General features: G+C 72.3%; 9 protein-coding genes. 8 read left to right on the plus strand and 1 reads right to left on the minus strand.

The features are described from left to right. The first annotated feature begins 129 nt into the window (after positions 1–129). From AB0J86_RS08875 to AB0J86_RS08900, 6 genes are all read left to right on the plus strand, one after another. Entirely contained in the window at positions 130–1,131 is a 1,002-nt protein-coding gene (locus AB0J86_RS08875; RefSeq protein ID WP_363854734.1) for a magnesium transporter CorA family protein, read from the plus strand. 129 nt (positions 1,132–1,260) lie between these two features. Further along, positions 1,261–1,650: an SCP2 sterol-binding domain-containing protein gene (locus tag AB0J86_RS08880; RefSeq protein ID WP_363854736.1), complete on the plus strand. Its 390-nt coding sequence runs from the start codon at positions 1,261–1,263 to the stop codon at positions 1,648–1,650. 28 nt (positions 1,651–1,678) lie between these two features. After that, positions 1,679–3,724: a glycogen debranching N-terminal domain-containing protein gene (locus AB0J86_RS08885; RefSeq protein WP_363854738.1), complete on the plus strand. Its 2,046-nt coding sequence runs from the start codon at positions 1,679–1,681 to the stop codon at positions 3,722–3,724. A 230-nt stretch (positions 3,725–3,954) separates the two neighbouring features. Continuing rightward, positions 3,955–5,748, plus strand: a complete 1,794-nt coding sequence (locus AB0J86_RS08890; protein WP_363854740.1) for a 5'-nucleotidase C-terminal domain-containing protein — start codon at positions 3,955–3,957, stop codon at positions 5,746–5,748. A 246-nt stretch (positions 5,749–5,994) separates the two neighbouring features. After that, positions 5,995–6,519 (plus strand): SigE family RNA polymerase sigma factor, encoded by a 525-nt coding sequence (locus AB0J86_RS08895; protein WP_363854743.1) that lies wholly within the window; start codon positions 5,995–5,997, stop codon positions 6,517–6,519. After that, entirely contained in the window at positions 6,516–7,694 is a 1,179-nt protein-coding gene (locus AB0J86_RS08900; protein ID WP_363854746.1) for a hypothetical protein, read from the plus strand. The genes AB0J86_RS08895 and AB0J86_RS08900 overlap by 4 nt, the downstream gene beginning before the upstream one ends. Positions 7,695–7,763: 69 nt before the next feature. Here the strand turns inward: AB0J86_RS08900 and AB0J86_RS08905 are convergent, their stop codons facing one another. Next, a complete protein-coding gene (locus tag AB0J86_RS08905; protein WP_363854749.1) occupies positions 7,764–8,876 on the minus strand; it encodes a geranylgeranyl reductase family protein in 1,113 nt (370 codons plus the stop codon). 170 nt (positions 8,877–9,046) lie between these two features. On the opposite strand from AB0J86_RS08905, the gene AB0J86_RS08910 reads away from it, so the two are divergent. Both AB0J86_RS08910 and AB0J86_RS08915 read left to right on the plus strand, forming a co-directional pair. Beyond that, positions 9,047–9,283 carry a hypothetical protein gene (locus AB0J86_RS08910; RefSeq protein ID WP_363854752.1) on the plus strand — a complete coding sequence of 79 codons (237 nt, stop codon included), beginning with the start codon at positions 9,047–9,049 and terminating at the stop codon, positions 9,281–9,283. Then, a complete protein-coding gene (locus AB0J86_RS08915; RefSeq protein WP_363854797.1) occupies positions 9,280–10,737 on the plus strand; it encodes an MFS transporter in 1,458 nt (485 codons plus the stop codon). The genes AB0J86_RS08910 and AB0J86_RS08915 overlap by 4 nt, the downstream gene beginning before the upstream one ends. Positions 10,738–11,197: the final 460 nt, after the last annotated feature.

The raw sequence follows: 11,197 nt of genomic DNA on the forward strand, positions 1-11,197 counted from the left end.
GTGGCGTACGGGACGATCCGCAGCCGGAGCGCGCACCCGGCCGGATGAACGGCCGCGGCGGCGGGGCGGATGGACGGCGGCGGGGTGCCCGCCGACGTTTAGCGGCGCCGTTTCCGGCAATGGTGCGGCATGGGTGACCGGGCGCCGGCCACGCGGGTGAACCACACCCGGATCTACCGGGACGGTGCCCTGGTGGAGGACGGCTTCCCGGCGGGCGAGCTGCACGCGAGGCTCTCCGCCGACGAGCGCAACGTCGGGTGGCTGGACCTGTGCCGGCCGAACCCGGAGGAGCTCAGCCTGCTCGCCGACCAGTTCGGGCTGCACCCACTGGCGGTCGAGGACATCCTCCAGCAGGCGCAGCGCGCCAAGCTGGACCACTACGACACGCACCTGTTCCTGAACACCTACGTGGCCCTGCTCGGCACGGCCGACCGGCTCTCCACCGGCGAGGTCTCCGCCTTCATCACCGACCGGCTGCTCGTCACCGTCCGCTACGACGACCAGTTCGACGTCGTCGACCTGATGCGCCGCTGGGACGAGAGCGCCGAACTGGCGAGGAACGGCGTGTCGTACCTGCTCTACGGGCTGCTCGACGCCCTCATCGACGGCCACTTCGAGGCGGTGCAGCGGCTCGACTCGGCGCTGGAGAAGTTGCAGGACGACATGTTCCAGGGGCGGGACCTCCCCCGCAACAACATCCAGCGCCGGGTCTTCCTCGCCCGGCGGGACCTGGTCCGGCTGCGGCAAATCGCGCTGCCGATGCGCGAGGTGGTCAACGCGGTCCTGCGGCCCACGGTGCACCTGGTCACCACCGAGATGATCCCCTACTACCAGGACGTCTACGACCACGTGATCCGGGTGATCGAGTGGACCGAGTCGCTGCGCGACCTCAACACCACGATGCTCGAGACCAACCTGATGTTGCAGAACAACCAGATGAACGCGGTGGTCAAGCAGGTCACCGGCTGGGCGGCGGTGATCGCCGTACCGACCGCCGTGACCGGCTTCTTCGGCCAGAACCTGAACTTCCCCTGGCGGCACACGCCCATGGAGTTCTACATCTCGGTCGCGGTCACCCTCGGCCTGGCCCTGCTGATGTACGTCATCTTCCGGGTGAAGAAGTGGCTGTGAGCGGCGGCCCGTAACCGTACCGCCGTCAGGGGCCGACCCAGGGCGGCGGCGTCCCGGGCGGGATCACCCGGTCCGGGTGATGCGGGCCCACCCGGACCCGACCGACCATGCGCTCAGCGAGGAGGTGCGATGGCGGATCCCACCAACGATTTCTTCAGCCGGCTGCCCCGGGGCGACCACCCGTTCCTGCCCGACAAGTACAGCGGGACGCTCCGTGTCGACCTGCGCGTCGACCACCGGACCGAGCACTGGTACCTCACGGTGCTCGACAACGACGTACAGGTCTCGCGGCGCAGCAACCAGGCGGACGCCATCCTCCAGACCGACAAGGCGCTCTTCGACGAGCTGGTCAGCGGCCGGCGGGCGGTGAAGGCGGCCCTGCTCCGCGGCGCGATCACGGTCGAGGGTGACCTGCGGATGCTCAACGCGTTCCGGTACCTGCTACCGGGAACGGGCCTGTCCCGGACCCGCGAGGTGCGCGAACGCGGCCGGCGCCTCGCCGGCGAGGCGCAGCCCTGACCCGGACACCGGTGCAGCGAGGAGAGTCATGACGGACGGCTTCGTCAGCATTCTGGACGGGAACACCTTCGTCGTCAGCGACGGTCGGGGCGACATCCGGCCGACCGAGGGCATGCCGACCGGGCTGTTCAGCTTCGACACCCGGTTCGTCAGCACCTGGACGCTCACCCTCAACGGCGAGCGGCTCAGCCCGCTCTCGGTGGACGACATGCAGTTCTTCGAGACCCGCTTCTTCCTCGTACCGGGCGCCGCCACCCACTACGTCAACGCGAAGATCTCGGTCATCCGGCACCGCTGGGTCGGCGCGAGCTTCAACGAGGAGGTGACCGTACTCAACCACGGCGAGCGGCCGGCGGAGATCCGGGTACGGCTGGAGATCGGCGCCGACTTCGCCGACCTGGCGGTCATCAACGAGCCGCAGCAGAAGAAGACGGGACGGCTGCGGCACGAGATCACGGAGAACAGCCTCCGGCTGATCTACGAGCGGGAGACGTACCACCGGGCGACCGTCGTCTCGACCACCTCGCCCGCGAGCATCGACCCGAACGGCATGACCTTCGACGTCGTCATCGAACCGCAGGGCAGCTGGGGGACCAGCCTGCACGTGGAGTCGATGATGCTGGGCTCGCGCCACCAGGACCTGCGGCTGACCATCGACCCGATGCAGGGGCGCGACCGGCGGCGGATGCGGCAGGAGCTGCGCGAGTGGCTCGACCGGGCGCCGCGGCTCTCCGGCAGCTCCGACCAGCTGGACCGCACCTACCAGCGCAGCCTGGTGGACCTGGCCGCGTTGCGCTACCGGGAACTGACCTCCACCTTCCGGGTACCGGTGGCCGGGCTGCCGTGGTCGGCGACGCTCTTCGGCCGGGACAGCATCCTGACCGCGTTGCAGGCGCTGCCGTTCACCCCGGAGCTGGCCCCGGAGACGCTGCGCTTCCTCGGTGCCCTGCAGGGCACCCGGATCGACGACTTCCGCGAGGAGGAGCCGGGACGCATCCCGCACGAGGTGCGTTACGGCGAGTCGGCCGCCTTCGAGGAGCTGCCGCACGCCCCGTACTTCGGGTCGGTGGACGCCACCCCGCTGTTCGTGGTGCTGCTCGACGAGTACGAGCGCTGGAGCGGCGACGTCGACCTGGTCCGGGAGCTGGAGCACGAGACGCGGGCGGCACTGACCTGGCTGGACGAGTACGCCGACCTGATGGGCAACGGCTACGTCTGGTACGAGCGCCGCAACACCCGCAGTGGCCGGGAGAACCAGTGCTGGAAGGACTCCTGGGACGCGATCAGCTACCCGGACGGGCGGCTCCCCTCCTTTCCCCGGGCCACCTGCGAGGTGCAGGGGTACGCCTACGACGCGAAGTTGCGCGGGGCGCGGCTGGCGCGCCTGGTCTGGAACGACCCGGCGCTGGCCGACCGGCTGGAGCGCGAGGCGGCCGAGCTGAAGGAGCGGTTCAACCGGGACTTCTGGGTGGCCGACGGCGAGTTCTACGCGCTGGCGCTGGACGGCGACGGCCGGCAGGTGGACACCCTCTCCTCGAACATCGGCCACCTGCTCTGGAGCGGTATCGTCCCGCCCGAGCGGGCCGGCAAGATCGCCGAGCACCTGGTCGGGGCACGGCTCTTCTCCGGCTGGGGCGTGCGTACGCTGACCGAGGGTTCGGCCCGGTACAACCCGATCGGCTACCACGTCGGCACGGTCTGGCCGTTCGACAACTCGTTCATCGCCTGGGGGCTGCGCCGGTACGGCTTCGCGGAGGAGGCCGCCACCATCGCCGAGAGCATGATCGAGGCGGCCCAGTACTTCCACGGCCGGCTGCCCTCGCACTTCTGCGGCTACGACCGGGCGCTCACCAAGTACCCGGTGCGGTACCCGGGCGCCGGCAGCCCGCAGGCGTTCTCGGCCGGCGCGCCGCTGTTGCTGCTGCGCACGATGCTCGGTCTGGAACCGCACGAGGGGCACCTCGCGGTCGAGCCCGCCCTGCCGGAGGGGCTGGGCCGGGTCGAGCTGCTCGACATCCCCGGCCGCTGGGGCCGGCAGGACGCCTTCGCCCGGGGCCGGGTCGAGGTGCGTTGACGGGTGCACGACCGGTAGCGGGTCGAGGTGCGTGCACGGATCGAGCGCCGGCGGCGGGTCGCGGTGCCCTTACGGACCGACGACCGGTGGCGGGTCGCGGTGGCGTGACGGATTAACGGCTGGTGGCGGCGTCCTTTCGGGCCGTCGCCGAGCTGGCGTGCGGGCAGGCGGGTCGTTAAGGTGCGCCTCAGCGCCCACGAGGCGCACCGACCGTCAAGGAAAGGCCCGTAATGACCCACTCCTCCGGCCCGTCGCGGCGCCAAATCCTGGCCGCCGCCGCGGCGGCCGCGGCCGCGCCGCTGGTGGCCGCCGCACCGGCGCAGGCGCACCGGCCGTCCACGCCGAAGACCTACGACCTCACCGTCCTCGGCACGTCGGACACCCACGGCAACGTCTACAACTGGGACTACTACCGGGACGCCGAGTACGACGACAGCGCGCACAACGACGTCGGCGTGGCGAAGCTGGCCACCCTGGTCAACCAGGTGCGGGCCGAGCGGCGGCACAAGGCCACCCTGGTGCTCGACGCGGGCGACACGATCCAGGGCACCCCGCTGGCCACGTACTACGCCAAGCAGGAGCCGATCACCTCGACGGGCGAGAAGCACCCGATGGCGCGGGCCATGAACGTCATCGACTACGACGCCGTCACGCTCGGCAACCACGAGTTCAACTACGGCCTGCCGCTGCTGAACCTCTGGATCCGCCAGCTCGGCTTCCCGGCCCTGGCCGCCAACGCGGTCGACGCGCGCACCGGCAGGCCGGCCTTCGAGCCGTACGTCATCAAGAAGGTCTCACTCGGGCCCGGCGCGCCGACGCTGCGGGTCGGCATCCTCGGCCTGACCAACCCCGGCGTGGCGATCTGGGACAAGGGCAATGTCGAGGGCAAGCTGCGCTTCGACGACATGATCGCCACGGCGGCGCGGTACGTTCCGCTGATGCGCGCCCGCGGCGCCGACGTCGTCCTGCTCTCCGCGCACGGCGGCGACAGCGGCACCTCCAGCTACGGCCCGGAGGTGCCGAACGAGAACCCGTCCGCGCTGATCGCCCAGCAGGTGCCGGGCATCGACGCGATCCTCTTCGGACACGCCCACAACGAGGTCGTGCAGCGCTTCGTCACCTGCGAGCCGACCGGCGAGCAGGTGCTCCTCTCCGAGCCCTCCAAGTGGGGGCAGCGGCTGACCCGGATGGACTTCACCCTGGTCCGGGAGCACGGCCGCTGGCGGATCACCGGCAAGCGGGCCACGATGCTCAACACCAACACCGTGGTCGAGGACCCCGCGGTGCTGGCGGCGGTACGGGCCCAGCACAACAAGACGGTCGCCTACATCAACCAGGTGGTGGCGACCTCCGTGACGGAGCTGTCGGCGGCCGAGTCGCGCTACCGCGACACGCCGATCCTCGACTACATCAACAAGGTGCAGACCGACACCGTGACGGCCGCGCTCGCCGGCACCCAGTACGCCGCCCTGCCGGTGCTGTCGATCGCGGCGCCGTTCAGCCGTACCGCGGTCTTCCCGGCCGGCGACGTCAAGATCAAGGACGTGGCGGGCCTTTACATCTACGACAACACCCTTGAGGCGGTCACCATCAGCGGGGCCGAGGTCCGGGCGTACCTGGAGTACTCGGCCAAGTACTTCCGCACCTTCGCGCCGGGCGTGGCGGTCGACCCGGAGCAGGTCAACGACCCGACCGTGCCGGACTACAACTACGACACCATCTCGGGCGTGGACTACGACATCGACATCAGCAAGCCGGTCGGGCAGCGCATCACCCGGCTGGTCCACCCGGGTACGGACCGGCCGGTGGCCGACACCGACCAGTTCGTGATCGCGGTGAACAACTACCGGCGCAGCGGCGGCGGCGCGTTCCCCGGGATCGTGAAGACCCAGGTCTACAACGAGCAGAAGGAGATCCGCCAGCTGCTCATCGACTGGGCGCAGGCCAAGGGCCGGATCGACCCGGCGGACTTCTACCAGCCGAACTGGCAGCTGGTCCGCGAGGGCGTACCCGTCTTCGCCTGACGGACCCGCCGACCGGCCGGTACCGCCGCCACCACCGTGGCCCGGCGGTACCGGCCGTTCGCTTCCGGCCCGAGGTCGCGCCAGCGGGTTCGGCTCGCGGCCGGGCCGGCGGATCCGCGCCCGAGGTCGACCCGGCGGATTCGAGCCTCCGGCCACGGCCGTGGATTCGGGCCGACCGTTTCGGGCGGGCGAGCAGCAACCGGTCCCGGGCCGGCGTTGTCACCGGTATGACGGACAGGTACCCGCATGGACGCTGAACTCGAACGGGAATTCAGCGCCTTCATCGAGGCGCGCGCACACGCGCTGTTCCGAACGGCGCTCGCCCTCACCGGTCACCGGCAGCAGGCCGAGGACCTGCTCCAGACCGTGCTGACCAGGGGCGCCCGGCACTGGGGACGGATCCGCACCGGCAACCCCGAGGCATACCTCCGCACGGCCCTCTACCGGCAGCGGACGAGCTGGTGGCGCAGCCTCAAGCGACGCCCGGAGGTCAGCACCGCCGACCTGCCCGAGATGGCCTCGGCCCGCGACGAGACCGCGACCGTGGACCTGCACCTGGCGCTCTGGCAGGCGTTGAACGGGCTCGCGCCCCGCCACCGCGCGGTGCTGGTGCTGCGCTACTTCGAGGACCGGCCGGACAGCGAGATCGCCGAGATCCTCGACTGCACCGAATCGACCGTACGCAGCCAGGCCGCCCGCGCGCTCGCGCGGCTGCGCGAGATCGCACCCCGGCTCGACATCCTCGCCACGAAGGAGGCGGCAGACCGATGAACCCGCAGGTCACCGAGGCGCTCCGGGACACCTTCCAGGAGTTCACCGACGCCACCCCGCCGGCCGGGCTCGCCCGTGCCGCGCTGCGGCGCGCCCGCCGGCAGCGGCTCGCCCGGCTCACCACCGGCGCCGTCGCGGCCTGCGCCGCGCTGGCCGCAGTGGTCGGAACGGTCGCCGTCGGCCTGCCGGGAGACGGCGGGACGGCCGGACGGACCGCCGCGGGCGGCCCCGGGCCGTCCGTGGTCACCGCCTACAGCGGCGTGCGCGACCCGAAGATCGCCGACCCCAGCCCGGCGTACAACTACTCGCTGCTGCTCAACTACCGCACCGGCCGGTACGACCGGGTCCCGTACCGCTTCGCGATGCCCTCGCCGGACGGCAGGCGGGTGCTCGTGGGTATCGGCGACAACAGCACGGCGCACCCGAGCCGGGCCGGAATCATGGACCGGGCCAGCGGTCAGGTCCGCTGGATCGAGGCACCTCCGGGGATCACCGGATTCCCGGGATACTCGCAGGACGGACACTGGTCGCCGGACGGACGGCGGATCCTCTTCACCCACCGGCCGCGCCCGGGCCAGGGCACCGGCGGGTTCGTCCTGGTGGATCCGGACACGCTGCGGACCAGCTTCGTCGCCCTGCCGGACCTGGAGACGCACAACGCGCAGGGCCACGGGCTGACGTGGACGCCGACGAGCGACGGGGTGGCGCTGACCCTCTCCGTGCTCAACCAGCAGGAGAACGCGTACATCACCACCGGCATCCGCTTCTACGACCTGTCCGGGAAGGAACAGGCCACCGTACCGGTCCAGACCCCTCTCGCGCGGTCGGGCGCCTTCTCGCCGGACGGCGGCCGGATGGCGCTCGTCGACGAGGAGAGCCCCGGGCCGGAGACGGTCATCAACGTGGCGGACCCGGCCACCGGGGCGCTCGACCGGCCGGTACGGCTCGACCGGCCGGCGCGGCTGGTCGGCTGGGCGGACGACCGACACCTGCTGGTGCACGTCTTCGGCGACTCGGCCCCGCCCGGTGCCGCGCGGCACGACCAGTTCCTGGTGGTCGACCTCGACGCGCGGGTCACCCGCACCCTGCGCCCGGTCGACGCAGGACCGCAGGAGATCTTCCTCGGTCCCGCGGCCGGCCTGCCGGCCGACGCCGCCGCGAAGCTCACCTTCTGACCCGTCGCCCACTCCCCCGGTGCGCCCTCCGCGGCGCGCCGGGGGTTCGCGGTCGCGCGCGGCCGACCGTCAGCGCAGCAGCGCCAGCGCCGCGCGGACCGGCAGCCGGCTCAGCGTACGGTCGAACGACGCCTCGCCGAGGCAGAAGCGGGTGAACAACCGCCAGCCGGGCGGCGTGGCGAGCAGCGAGTGGAAGATCCCGGGGTGTCGCGAGTACGCCGCCAGCAGCCGGTACCCCGCCCGCATCGATGGCACCAGCCCCTCGTGGATCGCGCGCTCGTACCCGTCGAGGTCTCCGCTGGCCGCCGCCGCGCCGGCCAGCGCGCCCGAGCGCAGCGCGTAGCTGATCCCCTCGCGGCTCCACGGCTCCAGCAGGCCGGCCGCGTCCCCGGCGACCAGGACCCGGTCCCGCCGCAGCGGCGCGTCGTCCTCGCGGCACCGGGTCAGGTGGCCCGAGTCGTGCACCGGCGTGACACCGGTCAGCCCCAACCGCTCGACGAAGCGGCGCAGGTAGCCGCGGGTCGGCTCGCCCTGGCCCCGGGCGGCGATGACCCCGACCGTCAGCCGGTCGCCCTTCGGGAAGACCCACGCGTACGAGCCGGGGATCGGACCCCAGTCGATCAGCAGCCGGCCGTGCCAGCGTTCCCGCAGCTCCGCCGGGATGGGCAGCTCGACCTCCAGGCCGAGGTCCACCTGGCGGTAGCGGACCCCCACGTACCGGGCGCTGACGCCGGAGGAGCCGTCCGCGCCGACCACGCTGCCGGCCCGTACCGACGACCCGTCGGCCAGGCGCAGCCGCACGCCGCTCGCGTCCTGCTCGATGGCGCGTACCGCCGTCCGCTGCCGGACCTCGGCGCCCGCGTCGGCCGCCGCCTGGCGCAGCCGGTCGTCGAACGCCTCGCGGCGCACCATCGCCAGCAGCGGCGTCGGGTGGGCCCGGGTGAACTCGCGCCGCCCGTCGTTGGTGAAGGTCACCCGGTCGACGTGGTCGTCGGCGGGCACGTCGATGCGGCCGGCGACCGCCGCCAGCGAGGTACCGATCAGCCCGCCGCCGCAGGTCTTGTAGCGCGGATGCTCGGCCTTCTCCAACACCAGCGTCCGGGCGCCGGCGCGCGCGGCCGCGTACGCGGCGGAGAGCCCGGCCGGCCCGCCCCCGACGACGGCGACGTCCCATGCGGTCACGGGAGCAGCCTAGGGCAAGGTCACCTCGGCGCCCGGACCCGGCCGCCGCGCGGCGCGCCCCGCCCGTTGGGGCCGACATCCGCCCTGTTCAGAGGGCATCATCCGGCCCGCGACGGGTATCCGCCGCAGCGCAGGGTGCCCGACAGCGGTGTCGGGCCAGGGAGGTCATCATGGAACAGGTGCCGCTAACCGACCTCGAAGAGCGGGTGTACATCGCCGTCACCGCCCTCGAAGCCCGCGGACAGGTCCCGTACCCGGCCGTGATCGCGCAGGAGGCCGGGCTCACTGAGGAACAACTCGTCGCGCCGTTGCACAATCTTGGTGAGAAGAATCTGGTACACCGGGAGGACTCACCCATGGCCGGGCTGGACTTCGGTCCCCGCTGGTGCGCGAGGCAACCGGCATAGCCGACAACCGGAACCGCGACCCGGCCACCGGCGGAACGACCGACCGCCGGCGGTGGCAGGCGCTCGCCATCGGCCTGGTCGCGGCGTTCATGACGCTGCTCGACGTCAGCATCGTCAACGTCGCGATCCCCTCGATCGAGTCCGCGCTGCACGCCAGCCCCAGCGCCCTGCAGTGGGTGCTCTCCGGCTACGCCCTGACCTTCGGGCTGGTCCTCGTACCGTCGGGCCGGATCGGCGACGCCCGGGGACGCCGTACCGTCTTCGTGGTCGGGCTGGCGCTGTTCACGCTGGCCAGCGCGGCCGCCGGCCTGGCCCAGTCGCCGAGCTGGCTGATCATCGCGCGCCTGATCCAGGGCGCCGCCGCCGGCGTGGTGAACCCGCAGGTGGTCGGCCTGATCCAGCAGCTCTTCCAGGGTCCCGAGCGGAGCCGCCCGTTCGGCATACTCGGTGCCGTCATCGGCATCTCGACGGCGGTCGGCCCGCTGCTGGGCGGCCTCCTGATCGCGCTGGAGGGCACCCGCGAGGGCTGGCGCTGGGTTTTCTACGTCAACGTCCCGGTGGGGATCGTCGCGATCGCCTTCGCCTGGCGGGTACTGCCGGGACGACCGGAGCGGCGGCCGGGACGGCCCAGCCTGGACCCGGTCGGGGTGCTCCTGCTCGCCCTCGGCGTGGTGCTGGTGCTGCTGCCCCTCGTACAGGAGCGGCAGTGGGCGACGCCGCTGAAGTGGCTACTCATCCCGGCCGGCATCGCCGTGCTGGCCGGCTTCGCCGCCTGGGAGCGGCGACACGCCCGGCACGCCGAGCCCATCTTCGACCTCGCGCTGTTCCGGCTGCGCTCGTACACCCTCGGCGGGGTCATCGCGCTGCTCTACTTCGCCGGGTTCACCGCCATCTTCTTCATCTACACCCTGTACGTGCAGAACGGGCTGCGCTACAGCGCGCTGCTCGCGGGCATCTCGATCACCCCGTTCGCGCTCGGCTCGGCCGTCGCCGCCGCAATCGGTGGCCGGATCGTCAACCGCTTCGGCCGCCCGCTGGTCGCCGCCGGACTGGCCCTGGTCGCGCTCGGCCTCGGCGCGGTCGTGGTCACTCTGCACTTCGTACCGGGACGGGGCGCGCCGCTCGCCCTGGCCGCCCCGCTGCTGGTCGCCGGCATCGGCAGCGGGCTGGTGATCACACCGAACCAGACGCTGACGCTCTCCGAGGTGCCCGTCCCCCAGGCAGGCAGCGCGGCCGGCATGCTCCAGACCGGGCAGCGGATCGGCGCGGCGGCCGGCATCGCCGGCGTGGGTGCGGCCTTCTTCTCCACCCTCGCGGCCACCGGCAACGGCTGGTCCCGGGCCTTCCGCGACGCGCTGCTCATCGCGATCGGCTTCATCGTGATCGCCCTCGTCGCGGCCATCGCCGACATCCTCGTGGGCCGCCACAACCGCCACCACCATCTGCCCGGCTGACCCGCCACCGCCCCGGCCACGGCCGGTCCCGGACACCGTCGGTGCTGGCGCGCCCCGGCCACGGCCGGTCCCGGACACCGTCGGTGCTGGCGCGCCTCAGACACGGTCGGTCCCGGACACGGTCAGCTCCGGCGCCGTCCGGCCACCGTCGGCTCCGGTGGCGATCGCGAGCGTCGGCGCGCCTCACCAGGTGACCGGCAGCGCGACCACCCCGGCGCGCCGCCACCGCGCCGCGCGGCGCCGACCTCTACGGAGCCGAGACCGTCGCCGGTGCCCGGCTCGCGACGGCCGGCCGGTTCCTCGAACTACTCGGCAACGCCATCATCCGGTCCGCGGAACGGAACTGGCGCGCCATGACCGGTAAAGGTCTCACGTAGGCGCAGGCAGACCATGCGAAAAGGCCCGGGCCGGGTTCCCTCGAATGGGGAACCCGGCCCGGGCCGGGGCGGGCTGTTGGCAC

Origin of the sequence: Micromonospora sp. NPDC049559, assembly GCF_040676675.1 — a bacterium.
Classification (GTDB): domain Bacteria; phylum Actinomycetota; class Actinomycetes; order Mycobacteriales; family Micromonosporaceae; genus JBFAPK01.

What these genes read in the sequence shown, in the direction of transcription:
- AB0J86_RS08885 (WP_363854738.1), top strand. Translation starts at nt 1,679, where the DNA reads ATGACGGACGGCTTCGTCAGCATTCTGGACGGGAACACCTTCGTCGTC.
- AB0J86_RS08910 (WP_363854752.1), top strand. Translation starts at nt 9,047, where the DNA reads ATGGAACAGGTGCCGCTAACCGACCTCGAAGAGCGGGTGTACATCGCC.
- AB0J86_RS08875 (WP_363854734.1), top strand. Translation starts at nt 130, where the DNA reads ATGGGTGACCGGGCGCCGGCCACGCGGGTGAACCACACCCGGATCTAC.
- AB0J86_RS08895 (WP_363854743.1), top strand. Translation starts at nt 5,995, where the DNA reads ATGGACGCTGAACTCGAACGGGAATTCAGCGCCTTCATCGAGGCGCGC.
- AB0J86_RS08890 (WP_363854740.1), top strand. Translation starts at nt 3,955, where the DNA reads ATGACCCACTCCTCCGGCCCGTCGCGGCGCCAAATCCTGGCCGCCGCC.
- AB0J86_RS08900 (WP_363854746.1), top strand. Translation starts at nt 6,516, where the DNA reads ATGAACCCGCAGGTCACCGAGGCGCTCCGGGACACCTTCCAGGAGTTC.
- AB0J86_RS08880 (WP_363854736.1), top strand. Translation starts at nt 1,261, where the DNA reads ATGGCGGATCCCACCAACGATTTCTTCAGCCGGCTGCCCCGGGGCGAC.